The organism is Microvirga pakistanensis (assembly GCF_004458765.1).
GTDB classification, from domain to species: Bacteria; Pseudomonadota; Alphaproteobacteria; order Rhizobiales; family Beijerinckiaceae; genus Microvirga; species Microvirga pakistanensis.
In genome coordinates this window covers 353,455-377,423 of record NZ_SPJX01000184.1, presented here as the reverse complement: position 1 = coordinate 377,423, position 23,969 = coordinate 353,455, and the positions used below count along the sequence as shown (strand labels likewise).

At 65.8% G+C, this 23,969-nt stretch carries 20 protein-coding genes; 9 read left to right on the top strand and 11 right to left on the bottom strand.

The annotated features are described in order from the left end of the window. The first annotated feature begins 6 nt into the window (after positions 1-6). Positions 7-633 (top strand): SspB family protein, encoded by a 627-nt coding sequence (locus tag E4K09_RS09525; RefSeq protein WP_134496505.1) that lies wholly within the window; start codon positions 7-9, stop codon positions 631-633. 78 nt (positions 634-711) lie between these two features. Here E4K09_RS09525 and E4K09_RS09520 read toward each other — a convergent pair whose 3' ends face one another. Then, the gene (locus tag E4K09_RS09520) at positions 712-2,106 is read right to left on the bottom strand and encodes a cytochrome P450 (protein WP_134496504.1); all 1,395 of its coding nucleotides are present in this window, start codon (positions 2,104-2,106) and stop codon (positions 712-714) included. A gap of 89 nt (positions 2,107-2,195) precedes the next feature. Here E4K09_RS09520 and fumC point away from each other — a divergent pair, with 89 nt between their 5' ends. The 3 genes from fumC to E4K09_RS09505 are packed head-to-tail and all read left to right on the top strand — an operon-like array spanning position 2,196 to position 4,010. Then, complete coding sequence (gene fumC / locus E4K09_RS09515; RefSeq protein ID WP_134496503.1) at positions 2,196-3,590, top strand: class II fumarate hydratase; 1,395 nt, start codon at positions 2,196-2,198, stop codon at positions 3,588-3,590. Between the two features lie 15 nt (positions 3,591-3,605). Further along, positions 3,606-3,794: a DUF4169 family protein gene (locus E4K09_RS09510; RefSeq protein WP_134496502.1), complete on the top strand. Its 189-nt coding sequence runs from the start codon at positions 3,606-3,608 to the stop codon at positions 3,792-3,794. Next, positions 3,795-4,010, top strand: coding sequence for a ribbon-helix-helix domain-containing protein (locus E4K09_RS09505; protein WP_134496501.1), 216 nt, complete (start codon positions 3,795-3,797; stop codon positions 4,008-4,010). A gap of 37 nt (positions 4,011-4,047) precedes the next feature. Here the strand turns inward: E4K09_RS09505 and E4K09_RS09500 are convergent, their stop codons facing one another. Next, a complete protein-coding gene (locus E4K09_RS09500) occupies positions 4,048-7,614 on the bottom strand; it encodes an AsmA family protein (RefSeq protein WP_134496500.1) in 3,567 nt (1,188 codons plus the stop codon). An 82-nt stretch (positions 7,615-7,696) separates the two neighbouring features. Then, positions 7,697-9,112 carry an FAD-binding oxidoreductase gene (locus E4K09_RS09495; RefSeq protein WP_134496499.1) on the bottom strand — a complete coding sequence of 472 codons (1,416 nt, stop codon included), beginning with the start codon at positions 9,110-9,112 and terminating at the stop codon, positions 7,697-7,699. Positions 9,113-9,296: 184 nt separating this feature from the next. Here E4K09_RS09495 and E4K09_RS09490 point away from each other — a divergent pair, with 184 nt between their 5' ends. Beyond that, positions 9,297-9,839, top strand: coding sequence for a thioesterase family protein (locus E4K09_RS09490; RefSeq protein ID WP_134496498.1), 543 nt, complete (start codon positions 9,297-9,299; stop codon positions 9,837-9,839). A gap of 144 nt (positions 9,840-9,983) precedes the next feature. Here the strand turns inward: E4K09_RS09490 and E4K09_RS09485 are convergent, their stop codons facing one another. Further along, a complete protein-coding gene (locus tag E4K09_RS09485) occupies positions 9,984-10,256 on the bottom strand; it encodes an NfeD family protein (RefSeq protein WP_134496497.1) in 273 nt (90 codons plus the stop codon). Positions 10,257-10,396: 140 nt separating this feature from the next. Between E4K09_RS09485 and E4K09_RS09480 the strand changes: the two genes are divergently transcribed. After that, positions 10,397-12,787 carry an ATP-dependent helicase gene (locus tag E4K09_RS09480; protein ID WP_134496496.1) on the top strand — a complete coding sequence of 797 codons (2,391 nt, stop codon included), beginning with the start codon at positions 10,397-10,399 and terminating at the stop codon, positions 12,785-12,787. A gap of 138 nt (positions 12,788-12,925) precedes the next feature. Here E4K09_RS09480 and E4K09_RS09475 read toward each other — a convergent pair whose 3' ends face one another. After that, positions 12,926-13,807, bottom strand: coding sequence for a manganese catalase (locus E4K09_RS09475; RefSeq protein WP_134496495.1), 882 nt, complete (start codon positions 13,805-13,807; stop codon positions 12,926-12,928). A 208-nt stretch (positions 13,808-14,015) separates the two neighbouring features. Between E4K09_RS09475 and E4K09_RS09470 the strand changes: the two genes are divergently transcribed. Beyond that, positions 14,016-15,287, top strand: coding sequence for an SAM-dependent methyltransferase (locus E4K09_RS09470; protein ID WP_134496494.1), 1,272 nt, complete (start codon positions 14,016-14,018; stop codon positions 15,285-15,287). Positions 15,288-15,317: 30 nt separating this feature from the next. On the opposite strand, the gene E4K09_RS09465 is transcribed toward E4K09_RS09470, so the two are convergent. Then, complete coding sequence (locus E4K09_RS09465; RefSeq protein ID WP_134496493.1) at positions 15,318-16,193, bottom strand: SDR family NAD(P)-dependent oxidoreductase; 876 nt, start codon at positions 16,191-16,193, stop codon at positions 15,318-15,320. Between the two features lie 156 nt (positions 16,194-16,349). On the opposite strand from E4K09_RS09465, the gene E4K09_RS09460 reads away from it, so the two are divergent. Next, complete coding sequence (locus tag E4K09_RS09460; protein WP_134496492.1) at positions 16,350-17,270, top strand: 50S ribosomal protein L11 methyltransferase; 921 nt, start codon at positions 16,350-16,352, stop codon at positions 17,268-17,270. 149 nt (positions 17,271-17,419) lie between these two features. Here E4K09_RS09460 and E4K09_RS09455 read toward each other — a convergent pair whose 3' ends face one another. Next, positions 17,420-17,644 (bottom strand): hypothetical protein, encoded by a 225-nt coding sequence (locus E4K09_RS09455; protein ID WP_134496491.1) that lies wholly within the window; start codon positions 17,642-17,644, stop codon positions 17,420-17,422. A 293-nt stretch (positions 17,645-17,937) separates the two neighbouring features. Between E4K09_RS09455 and E4K09_RS09450 the strand changes: the two genes are divergently transcribed. Further along, positions 17,938-19,758, top strand: coding sequence for an aminopeptidase P family protein (locus tag E4K09_RS09450; protein ID WP_134496490.1), 1,821 nt, complete (start codon positions 17,938-17,940; stop codon positions 19,756-19,758). On the opposite strand, the gene E4K09_RS09445 is transcribed toward E4K09_RS09450, so the two are convergent. From E4K09_RS09445 to ligA, 4 genes are all read right to left on the bottom strand, one after another. Continuing rightward, positions 19,755-20,054, bottom strand: coding sequence for an AzlD family protein (locus E4K09_RS09445; RefSeq protein WP_134496489.1), 300 nt, complete (start codon positions 20,052-20,054; stop codon positions 19,755-19,757). The two genes, E4K09_RS09450 and E4K09_RS09445, sit on opposite strands and share 4 nt — an antisense overlap. Then, on the bottom strand, positions 20,051-20,761 hold the full coding sequence (locus E4K09_RS09440; protein WP_134496488.1) for an AzlC family ABC transporter permease: 711 nt from the start codon (positions 20,759-20,761) through the stop codon (positions 20,051-20,053). The genes E4K09_RS09445 and E4K09_RS09440 overlap by 4 nt, the downstream gene beginning before the upstream one ends. Positions 20,762-20,824: 63 nt before the next feature. Continuing rightward, the gene (locus tag E4K09_RS09435) at positions 20,825-21,703 is read right to left on the bottom strand and encodes a helix-turn-helix transcriptional regulator (protein ID WP_134496487.1); all 879 of its coding nucleotides are present in this window, start codon (positions 21,701-21,703) and stop codon (positions 20,825-20,827) included. 36 nt (positions 21,704-21,739) lie between these two features. Continuing rightward, positions 21,740-23,899: an NAD-dependent DNA ligase LigA gene (gene ligA / locus E4K09_RS09430; RefSeq protein ID WP_134496486.1), complete on the bottom strand. Its 2,160-nt coding sequence runs from the start codon at positions 23,897-23,899 to the stop codon at positions 21,740-21,742. Positions 23,900-23,969: the final 70 nt, after the last annotated feature.

Here is a 23,969-nt window from a genome sequence, read left to right as displayed (position 1 = left end):
TCGCCTATGGCCGGAAAAGACCTGATCCGCTACGATCTTCTGGTGCAGGACGCGCTGAAGGGCGTCGTGCGCAAAGTGCTGATCGATGCCGGCAAGGACGGCCTTCCGGGCGAGCACCATTTCTACATCTCCTTCCAGACGGACTTTCCCGGCGTTCGCCTCTCGAACCGCCTGCGCGAGAAGTATCCTCAGGAGATGACCATCGTCCTCCAGCATCAGTTCTGGGATCTGAACGTCACCGAGCACACCTTCGAGGTGGGTCTCTCCTTCTCCGGCGTTCCCGAGCGGCTGCTCATTCCGTTCGATGCGCTGACCGGCTTCTTCGACCCCTCGGTCCAATTCGGCCTCAAGTTCGACGGCCAGGACGACGAGGAGGAGGAAATCGCCGAGGCTCCCCCTGCCCCGCAGCCGATCCGCCCTCCCTCGGAGCCGGTAGAGCTGAAGCAGCCGCGCAAGCCTGTCCCGGCCGCGGAGAAGAAACCGGCGCCCGAGAAAGCTCCGGCCAAGGTCGAGCAGAGGCCGAGCGAGACACCCTCCGCCCCCAAGTCGAACCCCAAGCCGGATGCGGCCGACGCGGGCTCCTCCGGCAGCGCCGAGGTCGTGAGCCTCGACGCCTTCCGCAAGAAGAACTGACCGCTCGCGGTCCCGCTCTGAATACCCTCCCCGGACCGGAATGGCCGCCGTGCATGAGGAGTGCCGGTTTGCCGTCCCTCACGGCGAGCGATACGTCAGGCGCATCGGCAGGCCTCCCTTCGGTCTCAGGGTAATTCTTTGCTGGGGCATGACCTCGTGCCCCTCGACCAGATCGAGCCGCACCGTCCGCACGATGGTGGCCAGCACGACGACAGCCTCCTGCAGCGAGAAGCTCGCTCCGATGCAGACCCGGGGACCAGCCCCGAACGGCAGGTAGGCGAAGCGGTCGATCCGGGCCTTCTCCTCCGGCAGGAACCGCTCGGGCCTGAAGGCGTCGGGCTGGTCCCACAGCCTCCGGTGCCGATGTAGGACGTAGGGCGCGATCGCCACCATCGAGCCGGCCGGAATATGCAGGCTCCCGACCTGATCATCCTGGATCGCGGTCCGGCTCATATAGGGGGCGGGCGGGTAGAGGCGGATCGCCTCATCGATGACCGCGCGCGTATAGACGAGCCGCTCGAGATGGTGAGGCTCGAATGGCCCCTGCCCCAACACCTCGTCCGCCTCCTGCTCGATCCGGGTGCGGACCCGCTCATCCTGAGACAGCAGATAGAGCGACCAGGACAGCGCATTGGCAGTCGTCTCGTGCCCCGCCCCGATGAAGGTCACGATATTCGCCCGCACCTCGGTATCGCTCAGCCCCTTCCCGGTTTCCGGATCCGACGCCTCCAGGAGAAGGGTCAGCAGATCCCGCGGAGCAGGCTCTCCGCGGGCAAGCAGTGCCTTTCGGGTTGTGATGAGCTCGTTGACGGTCTCCTCGAAGAAACGGATGGCCGGTCTGGCACGCCAGCGGCCGATTCTCGGAATCCAGTCCGGGAACCCAAAGATGTCGAGGGGATCGACTCGCCCCAGGCTGTTGAAGTAGCGCGTGATCGCCCGCCCGAGGGCATCCGGGTCGCGCTTCACCCCATGCGTGAAGATCGTCCGTTCCAGCACATCGAGGGTGACGCGGGTCATCTCCAGCGAGGCATCGACCACGCGGCCTTCCGGGCGTCTTCGCCAACGCCTGATGAGGCGCTCCGACGCGCCGGTCATGGCCGGGAAGAAGCTCCCGACATTGCGGGGCGTAAAGAGTGGCGCGATGGTGCGCCGCTGAAGCCTCCACTCCTCGCCTTCGACGGTGACGAGACCGCGCCCCAGGCCCGGAGCGAGGATCCGGACCTGAAGGTCGTCTTTCCGGTAATTGGCCGCATTGTCGAGAAGGACATGGCGGATAATGGCAGGGTCGTGCACCACGGTCAGGCGACCGAGGGCTCCATCGCCCGTGAGGACCAGCTCCTCGAAGTGCTGCTCCATCCAGGTGGTGATGGGGTTTTCACGCACGGCCCTCAAAAAGGCCAAGGTCCCGAGCGGCTCCGTCCTTGGCTTCGGGGCCGGCGGTCGAAACAGGGGGGCGTTCAGGGTGTCGGTCATCCGAATTTACACCACTTTCATGCGGCCTTCGCTGTTGCGAGAGCCTGAGTTTGAGATAAGAACACGCAACTCCATCGAAAGAGGTCAGGATGTCGCCCTCAACCCGCACCGAAACAGATACCTTCGGCCCCATCGAAGTTCCCGCCGACAAGCTCTGGGGCGCTCAGACGCAGCGGTCTCTCCAGAATTTCCGCATCGGCACGGACCGGATGCCGCTCCCCCTCGTCCACGCGCTGGCCATTGTGAAGCAAGCCGCCGCGCTCGTGAACAAGGATCTCGGCAAGCTCGATCCCCGTCTGGCCGACGCGATCGCCTCGGCGGCCGCGGACGTGGTGCAGGGCAAGCATGACGGCGAGTTCCCGCTGGTGGTCTACCAGACCGGCTCGGGCACCCAGTCAAACATGAACATGAACGAGGTGCTCTCGAACCTCGCCATCGAGCGCCTCGGCGGCGAGCGTGGCAGCAAGAAGCCCGTTCACCCCAACGACCATGTGAATATGGGCCAGTCGTCGAACGACTCGTTCCCCACCGCCATGCACATCGCCGTGGCACGCGAGATCAACGACCGCCTTCTCCCGGCCCTCAAGCACCTGCTCAAGGCTCTCGAGGCGAAGTCCGAGGCCTTCAAGGACCTCGTGAAGATCGGTCGCACGCACCTGCAGGATGCGACGCCGGTCACTCTCGGCCAGGAATTCTCCGGCTACGCGGCGCAGGTGCGCCTCGGCATCGCCCGCATCGAGCAGACCCTGCCCGGCATCTACGCGCTGGCCCAGGGCGGCACCGCCGTCGGCACAGGCCTCAATGCCCATCCGGAATTCGCGGACCGCTTCGCCGCTAAGGTCGTGGAGCTGACAGCCCTGCCCTTCACCTCGGCGACCAACAAGTTCGAGGCGCTCGCCTCCAACGACGCGCTCGTCTACACGCACGGCGCGCTGGCGAGCCTCGCCGCCGGACTGTTCAAGATCGCCAACGACATCCGCCTGATGGGCTCCGGCCCGCGGTCGGGCATCGGCGAGATCTCGCTGCCCGAGAACGAGCCCGGCTCGTCGATCATGCCCGGCAAGGTGAACCCCACCCAGGCCGAGGCCATGACGATGCTGTGCTGCCAGGTGGCGGGCAACCAGACCACGGTGACCTTCGCCGGCAGCCAGGGCCATTTCGAGCTCAACGTGTTCAAGCCGGTGATCGTGAACGCCGTTCTGCAGTCGATCCGCCTTCTCGCGGACGGAGCGATCAGCTTCACCGACAACTGCGTCGTCGGCATCGAGCCGAACAAGGAGCGTCTCGCGGAGCTGATGGGGCGCTCCCTGATGCTCGTGACGGCGCTGGCTCCGACCATCGGCTACGACAAGGCCGCCGCCATCGCGAAGGCCGCTCACAAGAACGGCACGACGCTGAAGGAAGAGGCCCTCAAGGCCGGTGTCTCCGAAGCGGATTTCGAGGCCGTCGTTCGTCCCGAGACGATGCTTCAGCCGGGCGAATGAGATAGGCTCCCGCGCATGGCCGAGATCATCAATCTGCGCCAGGCGCGCAAGCACAAGGCGCGGGCCGAGAAAGAGGCCCGCGCCGAGCAGAACCGCATCGCCTTCGGCCGCACGAAGGCGGAGAAGAACCTGACCAAGGCCGAGCGGGAGCTGGCGCAGCGCCGGATCGACTCCCACAAACGCGACGACGAAGAGACGCCTTGAATGGGTGCGGGCATCCTCAAGCGCTCCGTCTCGATTGCCGGTCACCGGACCAGCATCTCGCTCGAGGAAGCGTTCTGGCAGGTCCTGCGCGAGATCGCCGAACGCGAAAAGCTCTCCCTCCAGGCCTTGATCGGGCGCATCGACGCCGAACGCGGGGAGCAGAACCTCTCCTCCGCCATTCGGGTGTTCGTGCTGATGGATCTGCGCAATCGCTGAGGACGGTTTCAGAGCGCCGTCACTCCAAGAACTGTCCTTACCGCTCAGGGTTGCCGTAGACGGACGGGGGCGCACCCAGCTCGACCGGAGGATTCAGGGGCGGCAGCGACGTCTGCGGGGTCGCTGGCGTCCGGCCCTCCGGCTGCCGCTGCTGCTCGGATTGCAGCCGCTCCGCATCGAGGCGCGCCCTTTCGGCCTCGGCCTGCGCCCTGGCCTGGCGTGCGGCCTCTTCGGCGGCCGCCCGCGCCCGCTGCCGCTCCGCCTCTTGCTGCGCCTGGATCTGGCGCTGGCGCTCGGCGGCGGCCCGTTCGAAGGCCTCGATCTTTTCGAGTTCGCGCTTGAGCACGATGGCCGCGAGCCCGTTGCGGAACGGGCCTGCATCGACGTCACGCACCGGATTTGCGAGCAGGCCGCGCCAGCCCAGCCCGATGGACGGAGGAGCACCGGACCAGCCCGCCGGCGACGTTCTGGCCACGAGGGACCCGCGCGCGTCGAGTTCGAGCGTCTTGAGGTCGAACGTCACCGCGCCTTGCCAGGTCGAGGGTCCACTCTCGACCACGAAGGGCGAAAGCCGCAGCGATCCGCCGACGATCGCCGCCGACGTGGTGACCGTTTGCGCGAGGAGAGCTGAACGCCCCAGCTCCGCATTGATGATGGCTTCGGCCTTGCCTTCGACGAGAGGCTCGTTTTCGGCGAGCGCCTGCCTGAGAGCCCGGTCGAACACGGCGGGATCGGCGGAGGGGACGCGCAGCCTCGTAATCCTCCAATCGCCCGCCCCACCGAGTGCGGCGATAAGCTGCGACATGCTCTCGCCCGCCGTGCCGAACCTCAGATTGCCCGAGAGAAGCGCCTCGATGGGTGTCGGCCCAACCACAGCCCAGAGAGGCACGCTATCGAGAGCGCCCTCGCCGACCACCGTCGCCGTGGCCCCTTGGCGCGTGATCGTCGTGGAGCCCGTCAGACGGCCGGAGCCGATACTGGCGTCGAGATTGCGGACGGAGATGCCGTCCGGCTGCGCCTCGAGCACGAAGCTCGCGCGGGTGCCTTGGATGCCGCGCCCCAGATCGAGCGCGCCGATCCGGAACGTCACCTGCCCGCCGCTCACGAGACGGCCGCTCTGCCCGAACCTCGCGTTGGACCAGATGGCGGTGGCGTTCGGATCGCCCGGGACGTTCAACGCGAGGGCCGCCGACAGCCAGGGCAAGGAAAGCCTGTCGAGGGAGACCTCGCCGTCGATCTCCGAGCGGGAGCGGACATTGAGGCTCGCCTGCACGGCATTGCCCGCGACCTGTCCCGTGACGTCGAGATGGCTCGCGTCGCGCACGCGCCCCAGCGTCACGCGCGCTTTGACCGGCACAGGGGCCTTCACTCCGGCACCGTCGCCCAGAAGCAGCATGAACGGCGTGACGTCCGCCGTCACGAATTCCGCCTCGCCGCTGTCCACGACGTCGTCGCTCTCGCTCAAGGCGAAAGGCCTCAGGGTGCTGATCTGTGCGCCCGCGACGTCGCCTGCGACGGTGACGTTGAACTGACCGGAGCCGACGCGGGTGCCGCGCAGGTCGATCCGGGACGGACGGGCAAGCCCCGCCATGTTGGTGCGGTTCACCCAACGCCCCGTGTTCCCGGTCGCGAGCGAAAGGTTGAGGCTCTCGGTGCGGCCATCGACGGAGTCGACGCTGCCCTCGATGGTGCCGCCTGCCGCGGTGCCCTTCATGGTCGTGCGCAGGCGCAGTTCCGTCGAGCCCGCAGGCGGAGCCACGCGCTCGGATCCGACCTGCACGTCGAGGGCGCCCTCACGCAGGAAATACGGCACCAGCTTGGAAACGCCGCCGATCCATACGCTCCCGATCAGGTCGATGAGGGGCGCGGCGCGTTGCGCCGTCACCTTGCCGTTGATGCTGCCCGAGCCGTCGGGCGCGATGCGCCCGCTCACCCGGGCGTTGGCACCCGCGAGATCCACGATGTCGAGATTCTCGACGAGCAACGCCTGCCCGTCGGAGAGAACGCGTGCCGTGATGCGGCCGTTCGCGGAGCTCTTTCCCGCGCTGACGCCGCGCGCTTCGAGGATGAACCCGACATCGACGTTCCGGGTCGCGTCGAAGACGCTGGAGACCTGCGGCAGCTGATCGAGATTGAGGTTCTGGATCGCGATCTGCGCCTCGAGCTTGCCGCGCTCGTCGGCTTCGGGCGTGGTGTAGCGCAGGTTGCCCGTCGTGATGGCATCGCCGATCTTCACACGCATCCGGTTGAGGGACAGGACGGGATTGCTGAAGACCACGTCGGACGACGCCTCGACCGGGCGCCCGTCGAGCATGTCGAGGAACGGCGAGCGGATCTTGATCCGGTTGAGATAGCGTGCGAGCCGGTCCGAGGCGTTGGAGGCCAATGCCACCTTACCTTCGATGCCGCCCTGCGTCGTCAAGCCGAGCTGACCTTCGAGCGCGACGCGCGTCTCGCCCGGCGCATGGAATTCGATGCGTTCGACGCGCGCTTTTCCACGCTCGACCGACAGGCGGAGACTGGCGTTCGTCAGGTCCTCCTGCCCCAGGCCGATGCTGTCGATCTTGAGATCGAGATCGATCGGAACGGAGACGGGAGGCAGAGACCATTCCTTGAGACGAGAGGCGAAGTCCCGGCCGTTGGAGGACAGGACGAAGCTGTCGGCATCGAGCCGCCGTCCCTCGAGCTTCAAGGCGATGCGGGGATCCGTGATGCCGATGCTGCCCGTGCCGGTCATCCGCAGGCTCGCCCCGCCCTCGCCCGCTTCCAGGTTGACGCCCTCCAGCGCCACCACGCCGTCGGCGGTCTTGAAATCCGTCTCCACCGCGATCGGGATGGGAATGCCCGCGGCGGCAATCTGCGCCGGAGGCCCGAACAGCACCTTGGCCTTGCCGGCGACGTCCGGAATGGTGGTTCCCGGCGACGGATTGTCCAGGGCAAGACGCGCCTCGATATCGAAGCGCGGATAGACGTCCCCGCCCCCCGTGAGCTTGACCTGGACGGTCTTGTTCTCGGCGAGTTCGCCCGTGACCAGCCGGAAGGGAACGCCGGCCGTGGTGCCCTCGACCCGCCAGGGGCCGATGAGCCTCTCCCCCTCGATCTGGACGTTTTCCGCAAAGGCCTGGTTCGTATGGCCCGTCGTGGCCGCCTGGGTGGTGACCAGGAGCTGGCCGATACTGAGGCTGTCGATGGCCCATTCACGGCCGCGCGCGCTGCCGGAGACGAGGTCGGGCGGCAGGCGCCAGTCGCCCTTCCCGGAGACCGGGACCAGGATATCGGCCCGGCCGACCCGGGTCTCGGTGAACCGCACCTCGCTCCGCAGGAGCGGCGTCAGGGCGATTTCGGCCAGGACATCGTCTGCCGTGAGGGTAGGAGAATCCGGCGTCTTGCCGCCAAGCCGCAGGCGATCGAGAATGATCCTTGGCTCGGGCAGGAGGCGGATCGAGATTTCCCCCTCCGTCCGGGCTTCCGTGCCGGACGCGCGCGAGATCATCCCGTCGATGGTCTCGCGGTAATCCTTCCAATCGATGAAAGGAGGGGCCGCGACGGCAATCGCCAGGATCAGGATCACGATGGCAGCGATGATCGTCAGGAAATCGCGCAAGAGGGTTGGTTTCTCCGTTTCACTCTAGCTCTCTAGCCTATCGATCATGCGATCGGGAGCACACCGGGCGCTCCTTCCACCGTCAAAGCGCAACGATCTTACCCGGATTCATGATGTTGTGCGGGTCCAGCGCCCGTTTCAAGACGCGCATGAGGTCGAGCGCGGCCTCTCCGTGCTCGATTTCCAGATATCTCATCTTTTTCTGGCCCACGCCATGCTCGCCCGTGCAGGTTCCTTCCATGGCGACCGCGCGCTTGACCAGGCGGTCCACGAAAGCCTCGCAGGCGGCGACTTCCGCAGGGTCATCCGCGTTCACCAGGGGCTGAACGTGGAAGTTGCCGTCTCCCACATGGCCCACGATGGGAGCGATCATGCCGCTGGCCAGGATGTCGCGCTTCGTCTCGTCGACGCATTCCGCCAGGCGGGAGATCGGCACGCAGACGTCCGTCGCGACCGATTGCGCGCCGGGACGAAGGCCGCGCGCAGCCCAATAGGCATCGTGCCGGGCCTGCCAGAGGCGCGAGCGCTCCTCGGGCTTCGTGGCCCATTCGAAGGGCTGATCGGTGAATTCAGCCGCGATGTCCCCGAAGCGCTCGGCCTGCTCCTGCACGCCGGCATGGGTGCCGTGGAACTCCAGCAGAAGCAGGGGACTCTCCGGCAGGGCGAGCTTAGAATGTAGGTTCACCGCCCTCACCTGGACCTCGTCGAGCAGCTCGATGCGCGCCACCGGGATGCCGGACTGGATGGTCATGATCACCGCGTCGCAGGCGGCCTTCACCGTCGGGAAGGGGCAGATCCCGGCCGAGATGGCCTCCGGAATGCCATGAAGCTTGAGGGTGATCTCGGTGATGATGCCGAGGGTGCCCTCCGAGCCGATCATCAGGCGGGTGAGGTCGTAGCCTGCCGAGCTCTTCTTGGCGCGGCTCGCGGTCTTGACGATCTCGCCGTTCGGCAGCACCACCGTCAGCGCGAGCACCACATCCTTCATCGTGCCGTAGCGGACCGCGTTGGTGCCGGAGGCGCGGGTCGCCACCATGCCGCCGATGGACGCGTCTGCGCCCGGATCGATGGGGAAGAACAGCCCCTTGTCCCGCAGGAACTCGTTGAGGGCCTTGCGGGTCACCCCCGCCTCGACCACGCAGTCGAGATCCTCCTCGTGGACCGCGATGATCGCCGTCATGAGGCTCAGATCGATGCAGACGCCGCCGTTGGGCGCATTGACGTGGCCTTCGAGGGACGTGCCCGTGCCGAACGGAATGATCGGAACGCCCTTGGCCGCGCAGAGCTTCACGATCTCGGACACCTCCTCGGTCGTGCGCGCATAGACCACGATGTCCGGCGGCTGGTTCTTCACCCAGGTGAGCGTGTGCCCATGCTGCTCCCGCACGGCGGCGGAGGTTGCCACACGGTCACCGAAACGGCTGGAGAGTTCTGCCGCAAGGGAGGAAATGGCGGCTTCCGATGGCTTGGGGCGCATGGGCGAGAGGGGAGCGTTCATGATGGCTGTGCAGTTTCCGGTTGCGGTTCTCGTTATCCATACCTACCAAAACCTGCCCTAACGCAATACTCTGAGAGGCAGATGGGGCGAAAAGCCTATGCACGGCCGGCGGATACGTGCTAACATTCCTATCCCGTGATGGAGGGCTGATGGTCGCGATCGGCGCTGAGGGAGAGAACTGACCATGGAGAGGAAGACTCCCGTGTTCTTCTTCGCCCCCTTCGTGTCGTCCACGATGCGGGTCGAGCCAAACTGGATCGACTATAACGGCCACCTGAACATGGCCTTTTACCACGTGATGTTCGACCGTGCCTCGGACGAGGCCCTTGGCCTCGTGGGCCTGGGTCGCGAATACATGGAGGAGCGCAAAGCCTCCTTCTTCGCCGCCGAGACCCATGCTCTCTACAGGCGCGAGCTGATGGCCCGCGATCCGGCTCGGGTGACCCTTCAACTCGTCGATTGCGACGAAAAGCGCATCCATTGCTACATGGAAATCCGCCATGCGGAGGAAGGCTGGGTCGCCGCCAGCCTGGAGGCATTGTTCCTCCACGTGGACATGACGACACGCAAGGTCTGTCCCTTTCCGGACGACATCGCGGCCAATCTCGCCGTGATGAAGGCGGCCCATGCGCGGCTCGCGAAACCTCAGTCCCTGGGGCGCATCATCGGCATTCCGGCCCGGCTCGGGAAACACGAAGCCCTGCTCGCCTCCGGCACGCGGCACTAACACCGAACCTCGAGCCGAGTCACTGCCCAGCTCCAGGAAGCAGGCTCGGCTGGCAGTGGAGACTGCTTCCGACAGGAAGCATGCTTCATAGGGGAAGCGCGACGACAACCATGGCCGCGTCGCTGCGCTCCAAAGCACCCGGCTCTAGCAGCCCGCTGCCCCGACGGGGCAGTTGCGGAAGGGCGAAGGCGTCGTCGAAAACAGCCTCTGCCGGTCGATGTTCTGCCGCATCAGGTTCTGCTCCACCTGGATCTGACCCTCCAGGTTTTTCAGGCGCTGCTCCTGCCGGATGTTCCGGTTGATGTCTTCCACCTGCCGCTCGTTGACGCTTTTGCGTGGCAACCGCGACGTTTGCGCCTCGGCGGCCATGGGCAGAACGAGGCCGAGGCAGGCTGCAGCCGTGACTAAGAAACGCATGGACCCATTCCTTCGAAAGCCTTTCATCCTCATATGGCGACCGGATCCCTCCCCGGCAACGCCGGCAGCCTCAAACCGCTTCGGGTCAAAAGGCATTTACGGGCTCGACGCCGTTCGCCTTTTGATCCATGGTCGCGCCGATGAATCAGCCTGATAACAGCCCCGATCCCCACGATGGCCCGTTCTCGGACGATCTGGCGCACCAGCCGTCCTCCGGCTCCCTGAGCGCCCGCGCCCGGGCTGCCGTCGCACCGCAATCGGCTTATCTGAACGGCCTGAACCCGGAGCAGCGCGCAGCCGTGGAGGCCACCGAGGGCCCCGTCCTCGTGCTCGCCGGCGCCGGCACGGGCAAGACCCGCGTGCTCACCACCCGAATCGCGCATCTGATCGCCACCGGCAGAGCTTGGCCGTCGCAGATCCTGGCCGTGACCTTCACCAACAAGGCCGCCCGGGAGATGCGAGAGCGCATCGGCCGGGCCATCGGCGAGGTGGCCGAAGGCATGCAATGGCTCGGCACCTTCCACTCCATCGGGACCAAGGTCCTGCGCCGTCACGCGGAGCTCGTGGGCCTGCGCTCCGACTTCACCATCCTGGGCACCGACGACCAGCTTCGCCTGATGAAGCAGGTGATCGAGGCCGAGGGCATCGACGAGAAGCGCTGGCCCGCGCGCCAGCTCGCGGGCCTGATCGACAGCTGGAAGAACCGCGGCCTCGGTCCCGACCAGGTCGCCGCCGGCGAAGCGGGGGCCTTCGCGAACGGCAAGGGCGCGCGGCTCTACCGGGCCTATCAGGACCGGCTGAAGGTTCTCAACGCGGTGGATTTCGGCGACCTGCTGCTCGAATGCCTGCGCCTTTGGCGCGAGCATCCCGACATCCTCGAACAGTACCAGAACCGCTTCCGCTACATGCTGGTGGACGAGTACCAGGATACGAACGTCGCGCAGTATCTCTGGCTGCGCCTGCTCGCCCAGAAGCACAAGAACCTGTGCTGCGTCGGCGACGACGACCAGTCGATCTATGGTTGGCGCGGCGCGGAGGTGGACAACATCCTGCGCTTCGACCACGACTTTCCGGGCGCGACCGTGATCCGGCTCGAGCGCAACTATCGCTCCACCGGCCACATCCTCTCCGCGGCCTCCGTGCTGATCGCCAAGAACCAGGGACGCCTCGGCAAGACCCTGCGCACCGAGGACGAGCTCGGCGAGAAGGTCACGATCACCGGCGCCTGGGATTCCGAGGACGAGGCGCGCCTCATCGGCGAGGAGATCGAAGCGCTGCACGCCAGGAAGCACCCGCTGTCGGAAATTGCGATCCTCGTGCGCATCTCGGCACAGATGCGCGAGATCGAGGATCGGCTCGTGCAGCTGGGCGTGCCCTACCGGGTCATCGGCGGCCCGCGCTTCTATGAACGCGCGGAAATCCGCGATGCGCTGGCTTACCTGCGCGTCGTCAACCAGCCCGCCGACGATCTCGCCTTCGAGCGCATCGTCAATGTCCCCAAGCGTGGCCTGGGCGACGCGACGATCCAGGTGCTGCACAACCATGCGCGGGCCGCGCGGGTGCCGCTGATGGAAGCGGCGCGGTTCCTCGTCGAGACCGACGAGCTGAAGCCGAAGCCGCGCGCGACCTTGCGCGACCTTCTCATCTCCTTCTCGCGCTGGTCGAAGCTCTCCGAGACCCAGTCGCAGTCGGAAGTCGCCCAGACCGTGCTGGAGGAATCCGGCTATACGGACATGTGGCAGAAGGAGAAATCCGCCGATGCCGCGGGACGCCTCGAAAACCTGAAGGAACTGGTGCGCTCCATGGAGGAGTTCCCGGATCTCCAGAGCTTCCTGGAGCACGTCTCCCTCGTGATGGAGGCCAACGAGAGCGACACCGCCGAGCGCGTGAGCCTGATGACGCTCCATGCCGCCAAGGGGCTCGAATTCGACACGGTGTTCCTGCCGGGCTGGGAGGAAGGGCTGTTTCCCAACCAGCGCGCGCTCGATGAAAGCGGCCGCGCCGGCTTGGAGGAGGAGCGCCGCCTGGCCCATGTGGGCCTCACCCGCGCGCGGCGACGCGCGAAGATCTACTTCGCGTCGAACCGCCGCATCCACGGCCTGTGGAACTCGACCGTGCCGAGCCGCTTCGTCGACGATCTGCCGGAGGCGAACGTGGAGATCGTGGAAGCGCCCGCGAACTTCTCCTATGGCGGATATGGCGGCGGCTCGCGCTTCGACCGCATGCAGCCTTTCAGCGGATCGTCCTATCAGACGCCCGGCTGGCAGCGCGCGCAGGCGCATCGCGCCGGCACCGAGGACGGCGGCTATTCCGCCCGCCGCTCCGGCGACAGGCGCGGGCCGATGATGATCGAAGGTGAACTGGTGGCGAAGTCGACAGGCGGCTCAGGCTTCGCCGTGGGCGGACGCGTGCTGCACTCGAAATTCGGCCCCGGCACCATCGAGGCGGTCGACGGCAACAAGCTCACGGTCGAGTTCGACAAGGCGGGACGCAAGATGGTGCTCGACAGCTTCGTGGAAGCGCTGGCGTAGCCTCTGGATCGAAGCCACTCGTCATGGCCGCGTTTGGTGCGGCCATCCACGTCCTGGAAGCGTCGCGCCATGAAGACATGGATGCCCGGGACAAGCCCGGGCATGACGAAAGCAAGGAATTGCGATGAACGCGAATATCTATTCCGCAGCGGCCGGCGGAACCGGCATGGCGGGGGTGCCGTAGACCCGCGGATCGACCTGGCTGAGTTGCCCTTCATCCTCGGTATAGGCCGGGGGGCGATCCACATAGGTGAACTGGCCCTTTCCATCCGGCGAGGGACCGTTCGCCCAGCGGCCGTCCTGGCTTTCCACGCCCTCCGAGTGATTGAGGAACTGGTAAGCGACTTCGCTCTTCTCCAGGTTCTGCGGGAAGTTCGAGGGGACCGGCGTCGTCTCGAGCCCATCCTCCTCCAGTTCCTTGATGGCCGCGAGCCACTGGTTCTGGTGCATGGTGTCGCGGGCGAGCAGATACGCCAGCATGTCGCGCACGCCGGTATCGTTCGTCATGTTGTAGAGACGGGCAACCTGAAGCCTGCCCTGGCTTTCCGCCGTGACGTTGAAGCGGAAGTCGGCGAGCAGGTTTCCGCTTGCGATGATGTAGGTCGCGGTCCACGGATTGCCGATGCTGTCGGAGGGCCGGGAGCCCAGGCCGGACACGATCATGTGCTGCGGGTTCATGCCGGCCACAATGGCATCTTCCACGCGCGCGCCGCCCATCACGGCGCCCACGATGGAGTTCTTCGCCATGTCCTCCTGCTGCTCGACGGGGGAGGTCTCGAGCAGGCGCGCGATCATGGTGGCGAGCATCTCCACGTGACCGATCTCCTCGGTCCCGATGTCCATGATCATGTCCTTGTATTTCTGCGGACCGCGGCAGTTCCAGCCCTGGAAGAGATACGTCATCATGACGCTGATCTCGCCCCATTGGCCGCCGAGGGGCTCCTGCAGCATCTTGGCGAAGAGAGGATCGGGCCGTTCAGGCTTGGCATGATAGGCCATCTGCCGCTGACGGAAGAACATAGGCGTGCTCCTGTGTGAATTGGATGTGACGGCTCTCCTAGCCCCCTAGGAGTGTCAGCCTTCCAACAAGAGCAATTCGCGGATGTTCCCGATTTCACCTATGAGAACCCGTACTTTAGACTAGTTCTGATCTGCATTTCACCTCTAGCACCCGGCGGGTAGCTGTGGAACCATTCGCATCGCGCGGGTCTGATCGAGAGAGGTACTCATGTTTCCCTTGTCCCACATGCTGAAATCCTTCGTCCGCACAGGGACTCTGAAGGTGATCGACGCGGAAGGCGGCGTGCACGTCTTCGGCGGCGTGAAGCCGGGCCTGAACGTCACCATGCGCATCACGGACCGCTCGCTCTATCGCAAGCTCTTCCTCAATCCGGAGCTGCACGCGGGCGAGGCCTATATGGACGGCCGCATGAGCTTCGAGGACGGGTCCACCCTGCGGGACTTCCTGAACCTCTTCTCCCAGAACCGGTCGACCCTGGCCAACTACCCGCTGCAAAGCGTGCTGAAGGGCATCTCCCGCACCGTCAAACGGTTTCAGCAGGCCAATCCCGTCGGCAAGGCGCAGCAGAACGTCGCGCATCACTACGACCTCGGGAACGATTTCTACAAGCTCTTCCTCGACAAGGGCATGCAATATTCCTGCGCCTATTTCATCAACGATGGCGATACTCTGGAAGAGGCTCAGCAGAACAAGCTGCGGCTGATCGCGTCCAAACTGCAGCTGAAGCCGGGGCTCAAGATTCTCGACATCGGCAGCGGCTGGGGCGATCTCGCTCTTTATCTCGCGGCGATGGAAGATGTCGACGTGACCGGCGTCACGCTGTCGAAGGAGCAATACGAGCTCTCGAACGAGAAGGCACGGCGCGCGGGCCTGTCGCATCGCGTGCGCTTCGAGCTTCTCGACTACCGCAAGATGGACAGGCGCTTCGACCGCATCGTCTCGGTCGGCATGTTCGAGCACGTGGGCGTGCATCACTACGGTGAGTTCTTCGCGAAGATCAACGCGCTGCTCGACGACGACGGCCTGATGGTGCTGCATTCCATCGGCAAGATGAGCCCACCCGGAACGGCAAGCCCGTGGCTGCGCAAATACATCTTCCCCGGCGCCTATTCGCCGGCCCTGTCGGAAGTGTTTCCGGTCGTCGAGCGAAACAGCCTGTGGGTGACCGATCTCGAGTTCCTGCGCCTGCACTACGCGAAGACCCTCAATCACTGGCACAGGCGTTTCGAAGCGAACCGTGAGAGGATCGCGGCCATGTACGACGAGCGCTTCTGCCGCATGTTCGAATTCTATCTCATCAGCGCCGAGACGATGTTCACCACCGGCAGCCAGCTCGTCTTCCACATGCAGCTCGCCCGCAAGCGCGACGCGGCGCCCATCGTGCGCGATTACATCACGGATACGCAGCGCGCCTACATGGCGAAGGAGAAGGACTGCCTCAAGGTTCTCGACGCCGCCCGGGATCTGACGCCGGTCTGACCCGGCGCCAGTTCCGGCAGGGATGCTGCATCAGGTCAGTGTCTCGTAATCCTTGTTCTTCAATCCGTCATGGGAATGGCGGGTCGGCAACGTGCTCTTCGGCTGCTTCTTGAAGTGCGAGGACGCCTTCGTCCCGACGGGACCTTTCGAGATCGTGATGCCGCCATCGACCGTATAGAGCGCTCCGGTGACGAAGCTCGCCTCGTCGGATGCGAGGAAGCAGAACACGTTCGCCACCTCCTCCGGAGTGCCACGGCGGCCCATCGGCGTTGCCTGCGTGATCATGGTCGCCAGTTCCGCATCCATCGGGCCCGTGGACTTGTGGGTCCAGGCCGTGTCGATGGGCCCCGGGCAGACGCAGTTCGCACGCACGCCGTACGGCACCTGCTCGGCCGCGATGCCGCGAATGAAGGAATGGATGAAGGCCTTCGTGCCGCCATAGGGCGTGTTCTTCGGATGACCGAGCATGCCCGCTTCGGAACCGGTGGCAATGATGTTGCCGTGGGTCTCCTGAAGGTGAGGCAGGGCGAACTTCGTCATCAGAAAGACAGAACGCACGTTGGAGCGGAAGGTCTCGTCGAACTTGTCGATGGGGTAATCCTGCGTCTCGGCGACCGCCAGGAACACGCCCGCATTGTTGACGAGCACGTCGATGCGGCCATAGGCGCTCACGCAGGCCTCGACGGCGGCCTGGGCATGATGCTCCTCCGCGATATCGCCGAGGTAGACCTCGGCGAAGCCCCCTGCCCCGTTGATGAGGCGCGCCACGTCCTCCACCGGATCGTCGGGCAGGCCGACGAGGAGAAGGCGCGCGCCCTCACGGGCGAACTTGAGGGCGATGGCTTCGCCGATACCGGTGCCGGCACCGGTGATGATGGCAGCCTTGTCGAAAAGTCGTCCGGACATGGGGATCTCCTGCGGGCGCACCCGCCTTGCAAGCATCTGTGAAACAAGATTGTCAGGAACCTCGGCTTGCAAAACGGATCGGACTCGCGGCGGTTCCGGTTCGGCGATCCTTCACGGTCGCTTGAGACAGAGCACAGGGGGTGCTAGAGCAGCCGCATGCTTGAAGGTCTGCACCCCAATCGCCCGACTCATGTCTTCCGCATCACCACGGACGAGCGCTCCGCGCGCGCCATGACGGATCTGATCGGAGAGATTTTCGATCCGGCCGAGACGGCGGTCGCCGCCTTCGAGACGGAGGAGGACGGTCCTTGGCTCCTCGAGGCCTATTTCGCGCATGAGCCCAACGAGGCCGCCATCCGCGACCTGGTGCGCCCCATCGTCGGCGCCGAGGCGGACAGGGGCGTGTTCCTGCCCTTGGAGCAGAAGGATTGGGTGAAGGCGTCCCTCGAGGGCCTCAAACCCGTGCGGGCCGGGCGCATCCTGGTCCACGGCGCCCATGACCGGTTTCAGCGCCGCGACAACGACATCGCCATCGAAATCGAGGCGGGCCTCGCCTTCGGCACCGGCCATCACGGCACAACGCTGGGCTGCCTCAGGGCTTTCGTGGATGAACTGAAGATCCGCACGCCGCGCCATGTGCTCGATGTCGGCACCGGCACCGGCATCCTGGCCTTCGCGGCGGCCAAGGTTTTGAAGCGTCCGGTCGTCGCGGGCGATATCGATCCGGAAGCGGTGCGGGTGGCGAAGGAAAACGCGCGGCTCAACGGCATCGGGCCGTGGATGAGGCTCTATGTCGGTCCCGGCACCCGCAACGCGCAGGCCGACCGGCCGGGCCATTTCGATCTGGTCTTCGCTAACATTCTGGCAAAGCCCCTGCGGATGCTGGCTCCCTCGCTCGCACGGGTGGCGAGCAGCGACGGCACGCTGATCCTGTCAGGTTTGCTCGCCCACGATGTTCCGGGCGTGCTGTCGGCTTACGCGCATCAGGGCTGGTATTTCCAGCGCCGGTACGACCTCGAAGGCTGGGCAGCCCTCGTGCTGAAGCGGGGCAGCGCGCGTCCGCAACCCCGCCATTGACGGTTTGGATGCTTACTCGGCGATCAGGCCGGGGTAGCGCTTGAGCAGCTCGCGGCGGAGCTTGAGGCTGTCGGCGACGATCTCGCGAATGGTCTTCAGGGCAACGACGATCAACATGGCTTCTCTCTTCTTCCAGTAAAATTCTTGTCTCAGATCTTGAGCGGCAGATCATTGCTCTGCATCAAGAAGTCCGCAGAGTGATCCTGCCTGCGGCTCAGGTCTGCCCTGAGAGCTTCGTAGCGGCGCAACTCGCGCTCGGCGCTCCGGGCACGGCTTTCGGCAAGAGCGTTGAGAACGTTCTTGACGATCAACGAAAACGTGGACGCGGTCGGTTTCCGATCTGCGTAGACGGGCGATAAAGTGGCTGTGGTCATGGGCTCATCTCCAACGGATTGGTGTTGAGACCCTTCGGATCAGCGTTCCTCTGTTCTTGTTACGGTATATTTAAGCCGTACCCGACTTTAGTAGTAGTCGGCTCGGCTGCATGCGAGCCATGCACGCATTGCAGCGCACAATCACAAAACGTTAACATCCAGGCACAGGGCGCATTCCGGACGGGCAGAATGCCTGCCGCATATGCAGGCCATTCCGCAGCATAGCGGTTGCAGGCCTTCTGTCTCCGGCATAGCGTGCTGCCTTCCTCATTCCCGTTTCCGGTGCTGTTCGGATGGCTCAGTTCCAATTCTTCGACGATACGACTTCTCCCTCCCAGGGCCCCGCTCATATCGCCAAGCTGCGCGCGGAGCTGGGCCGTCGCGGCTTCGACGGCTTCATCGTGCCGCGCGCCGACGAGCACCAGGGTGAATATGTGCCGAAGAGCGCCGAGCGCCTGGCATGGCTCACCGGCTTTACAGGCTCGGCCGGTACGGCCGTGATCCTGATGGACAGGGCGGCTCTCGTGGTCGACGGGCGCTATACGGTCCAGGCCGCCGAGCAGGTGGACACCTCCGTGATCACTCCGGTGCAGCTCGCCGCGACGTCGGCGGAGGACTGGATTGCCGCGAACCTGCCGGAAGGCGGCATCCTTGCCTACGATCCCTGGCTTCACACGAGCGACAATCTCAAGCGTCTGGAGCAGGCGGCGGCGCGCGCCGGGGGCTCTCTGGCGCCCGTCGACATCAATCTCGTCGATGTGATCTGGATCGACCGCCCCTCTCCTCCCCGGGCTCCGGTGTATCCTCACCCCCTCGACTATGCCGGCGAGACGGTCGAAGAGAAGCTGGAGCGCATCCGCGGAAAGATGGGCGAGGCCAAGCTCGATGCGCTGGTGATTTCCGACCCGCACAATCTCGCCTGGGCCTTCAATCTGCGGGGCGGCGATGTGGGCCACACGCCCCTGCCCCTCGGCTACGCGGTGCTGCCGCGGCAAGGCCGCGCGACCCTGTTCTTCGACCCGGCGAAGATCACCAACGAGGCCGGTGCGGCCGTGGGCGAGCTCGCGGAGTTCGCTCCCATCAGCGCGTTCCAGGGCGCTCTCGACGATCTCGGCCGGAAGGGTGGCAAGGTGCGTGTCGATTCGGCGACGGGCGCCGTGGCCCTGATCCGCCGCATCGAGGGGGCCGGCGGCGCGGTGGACGTGGGCGCGGATCCGATTGCCCTCATGAAGGCGGTGAAGAACAAGGCCGAGATCGCGGGCTCGCACGCCGCCCATCTGCGCGACGGCGTGGCGATGGCTCGCTTCCTCGCCTGGCTCGACCGCGAAGCCCCCACAGGGCGGCTCACCGAGATCGATGCTGTCGAGGGGCTGGAACGTTTCCGGGTCGAGACCGGGGCGCTGAAGAACATCTCGTTCCCGAGCATTTCGGGCGCGGGCCCCAATGCCGCCCTGCCCCATTACCGCGTGACCGCTTCGAGCAACCGCAGGATCGAAGCCGACCAGATCTTCCTCATCGATTCCGGCGCGCAATACGAGGACGGCACCACGGACATCACGCGCACGATCATCGTGGGCGAGCCGAGCCCTGAGATGAAGGATCGCTTCACTCGCGTGCTGCAGGGCCACATTGCCATCGCCCGCGCCGTGTTTCCGAAAGGCACCACGGGTGCGCAGATCGATGCCTTCGCGCGCAAGCCCCTCTGGGACGCGGGCCTCGATTTCGACCATGGCACCGGCCATGGCATCGGAAGCTATCTCTCGGTCCACGAGGGCCCGCAGCGCATCGCCAAGACGGGCACGACGCCTCTCGAAGCCGGCATGATGCTGTCCAACGAGCCGGGCTTCTACAAGCCCGGCGCCTACGGCATCCGCACCGAGAACCTGATCCTCGTGGAGCCCCGCACGATCCCCGGCGGCGACCGCGAGATGCTGGGCTTCGAGACGCTGACCTTCACGCCCATCGATCTGCGGCTCGTCGAGCCCGCGATCATGAGTGCGGACGAGATCGCATGGCTCAACGATTACCACGCCAAGGTGCGCGAGAAGATCGGTCCGCACCTGGATGCCGAGACGAGGAGCTGGCTCGACGAGGCCACCCGGGCCATCGGCTAGATCAGGTTGCGCAGGATCACCACCGAAACCACTCCGACGGCGATCGTCCCGAGCAGCGGCAACCGGAAAGCGACGAGAGCGGTGATCGCGGCCGCGATCGCTTCCGCCCAACCGGTCGTGAGCGCCGTCGGCGCGATCACGGAGACCAGCACGGCGGGCGGGATCGCGTCGAAGGCCGCCTTGGCGCGTCCCGTGAGCACGAGGCGGTCGGCGACGAACAGTCCCGCGATCCGCGTCAGGTAGGTCACCAGGGCCATGGCCAGGATGGCGAGAAGGGTCGTCGTGTCGAGGCTCATGGCCGCGCCTCCCTGGGAGCCGCGAGATACGCTGCGGCGATACCTGCGAGCGCGCCCGACGCCACATGCCAGGGCGCGCCGATGAAGTGGTGCACGAGCGCGGCGACGGCGGCGCTGACGCCCACGGTGACGAGGGTCACGCGGCTGCGCCCGAATCCCGCGACGAGACCGATGAAAAGCGCCGTGAAGGCGAAGTCGGCGCCGATGCGCGCCGGATCGCCCATGAAGGAACCGAGCATGGCCCCGAATGTGGTCGAAAGGGTCCAGTTGCCCCACAGGACGAGAGCCATCGCCAGCCAATAGGCGCCGGTGACCGGGCGCTCCAGGGCGCGGCGCTCCGACAGCGCCCAGGCCTCGTCCGTCAGGAAGAAGAACGCGATGAAGCGCTGGATGCCGGTGACCTTCATCTTCGGCCCGAGCGAGGCCCCCATCAGCACGTGGCGCGCATTGATGAGCAGGGTCGCGAAGGTGAGCGCGGCAAGAGGCACGGGATAGGCCCAGGCTTCGATGACGGCGAATTGCGCGCCCCCCGCATAGACGAAGGCGGACATCAATGCGACCTCCAGGGGCGACAGCCCCTTGGCGGCGGCGACCGCGCCGAAGAGAAGGCCGATGGGCAATGCGGCGACCGCGACGGGCGCGATATCGCGCAGGCCCGCACGGATCTCGCGCCTGTAGGTGGGGTAATACGGGGTGGTCTGGTCCATGTGCGTCCTCATCCCGTCCCTTATGGGACAGTGACGAGGAAGCGTCTTGGATAAAATTGCGGTCTACGCTGCGCGGTAGGCTCCGGGGGTCACCCCCATGCGCGCCTTGAACACCCGGTTGAGGTGGCTCTGGTCGAAGAATCCGCAGGCGGCGGCCACGTCGCCGGGAGCCTCGCCCCGGCTGAGGAGCCGCGACGCGGCCCTGAAGCGCCTGTCCACCAGATAGGCGTGCGGCGTGAACCCGGTTTCCTTGGCGAAGGCCCGGATGAAATGGCTTCGGGACAACCCTGCGAGACGGGCGAGATCGGCGAGATCGACCTCCTGGCCGAGATGCCCATCCAGGTAGTCCCGGGCCCGTGCGATGCCTTGCGTGCCGTAGCGCAGGACCGGAAGCCCATCGAGATCCGCCCAGCGGGCGATCAGGCGGCTTAGATAGTCGATCAGGCGGCTGTCCTGCTCCATCTCCGAGGCCCAATGCCCGTCGTCCGACAGGCAGGCATGGAGCTCCGCATGGGCGAGCGCCAGTTCGGGATCGTCGACCACCGAGCGCGGGAACCAGGGCGGGCGAGCGAGCGGGCGCCCCGCCACGTCCTCGGCGATGTCCCGCATCAGCTCGGCTGAGGGATAGAAGGTCCGGTACTCGAAGCCGCCGCCATAGGGGGCTCCGTCGTGAACCTCGTCCGGGCAGACGATGGCGACACTCCCGGGGCCGGCATAGTGCTGCTCCCCGCGGTGGAAGAAGGTCTCGCACCCGTCCACGATGGCTGCAATCGCATAGGTCTCGTGGGTGTGACGGGCATAGGAGTACCGGCGGAAGGTCGCGCGCAGGCAATCGAGGCCGCGATAGCGCGGCACCCGCCAGAAATGCGTCCTATCGCCCGACGCCGTCAGGTCAGGATCGAGCGAAACCTCGGGTGTGAGCACCGTCATGGGAGGAAGCATGCCACAGGCGGGGGGCTCCTGTCTTGGACAGAAGTCTCACCCCCGGCCCACGAGGGCGAACCACCCGTCCTCGTCCATGACCTGGACCCCGAGCTCGGCCGCCTTGGCGAGCTTCGACCCGGCCCCGGGACCCGCCACCACGAGGTCGGTCTTCTTGGAGACCGAGCCCGCCACCTTGGCGCCGAGGCGCTCGGCCATGGCCTTCGCCTCCTCCCGGGTCATCTGCTCCAGCGAGCCGGTGAAGACGACGGTCTTGCCGGCCACCGGCGAGCTGACCGTGGCGGGCGCTTCCATCGGCTCGGCCGTCACCTGCGCCAGCAAGGCATCGAGCATCTCCTCGTTGTGCCCTTCCTTGAAGAACTCGATGATGGCCTCCGCCACCACCGGCCCGATGCCCCCGATGGAGGTCAGCTCCGCATGCGCTTCGCTGTCCGGGTCGGCGGCAGCCCTGGCGGCCTCGCGCAGGGCCTCGAACGTGCCGAAGTGGCGCGCGAGCAGCCGCGCGGAGGTTTCGCCCACATGCGGGATGCCGAGGGCGAAGATCAGGCGGTTGAGGGAGATCGAGCGCCGCGCCTCGATGGCCGCGAAGAGATTGCGCACGCTGGTCTCGCCCCACCCTTCCCGGTTCTCCAGCCGCTTGAGGCTGCGCGCATTGCGCTCCGCCAGCGTGAAGATGTCTTGCGGGCGCTGCACGAGGCCCTCCTCGTAGAACTCGTCGATGCGCTGCTCGCCCATGCCCTCGATGTCGAAGGCATTGCGGGACACGAAGTGCTTCAGGCGCTCGCGGGCCTGAGCCGGGCAGATGAGTCCGCCCGTACAGCGGCGCACCGCATCCTCCTTGCCGGTGCGCGGATTGACCTCGCGCACCGCGTGGCTGCCGCAGGCCGGGCACTGGGTGGGAAATTCGTAAGGCCTCGCGTCGGCGGGCCGCTTCTCCAACACCACGTCGAGCACCTTCGGAATCACGTCGCCCGCGCGGTTGATGATGACCGTATCGCCGATCCGGATGTCGACGCCGCCCCGGATCTTCTCGCCGTTGCCGCCGATGCCCTTGATATAATCCTCGTTGTGCAGCGTGGCGTTCGACACCACGACGCCGCCCACCGTGACGGGGCGCAGGCGCGCGATCGGATTGAGCGAGCCCGTGCGGCCCACATTGATCTCGATGCCCTCCAGCACCGTCACGGCCTTCTGCGCCGGGAACTTGTGCGCGAGCGCCCAGCGCGGCGACCGTGACACGAAGCCGAGACGCTGCTGCAGACCGAGATCGTCGACTTTGTAGACCACGCCGTCGATGTCGTAACCGAGATTGGCGCGATCCGTCTCGATGGCATGGTAATGCTCGAGCATCTCGGCGACGCTGGAGCAGCGGCGCGTGAGCGGGTTCACCTTGAAGCCGAAGCCCCGCAGCGCCTCCATCATGCCGTATTGCGTGCTGGCGGGCATCTCGCTCACTTCGCCCCAGGCATAGGCGAAGAAGCAGAGCGGGCGCGACGCGGTGATCTTCGGATCGAGCTGGCGCAGGCTCCCGGCCGCCGCGTTGCGCGGATTGGCGAAGAGCGGCTTGCCCGCCGCCTCCTGCCGCTCGTTGATGGCCGCGAAATCCTTGTGCGACAGATAGACCTCGCCGCGCACCTCGAACACGTCGGGAATATTCGAGCCTTTGAGCGCATGCGGAATGTCGCCGACCGTGCGGGCGTTGTTGGTCACATCCTCGCCTTCCGCGCCGTCGCCGCGCGTGGCTGCCGTGACGAGCCGTCCTTTTTCGTAACGGATGCTGAGCGAGAGACCGTCGATCTTCGGTTCGGCCGTGAACACCAGCGGTGCATCGGCCTTCCATTGCAGGAAGCGGCGGATGCGCTCGACGAACTCCTCCACCTCCTCGTCGGCGAAGCCGTTGGCGAGCGAGAGCATCGGGACGCGATGCCGGACCTTGGCGAATTTCTCGGACGCTCTGGAGCCCACCTTCTGGGTCAGGCTCTCGGTGGTCTTGAGTTCCGGGAACATCCCCTCCAGCGCCTCGTAGCGCTTGCGCAAGGCATCGTATTCCGCATCGGAGACGGTGGGCGCGTCCTCCTCGTAATAGCGCCGGTCGTGTTCCGCGATTTCGCGTCCCAGATCGTCGTGCTCGGCACGGGCTTCGGTGAGGGTCAGCTGATCGACGGGCTTCAGGGAGGGAGCGTTTTTTGGGGACATGTTCGAATCGTGTGTGAGGTTGCTTGAACCATAGCGCTCTGGCCGGGACTCTCCAGGGGTCTCGACCGGC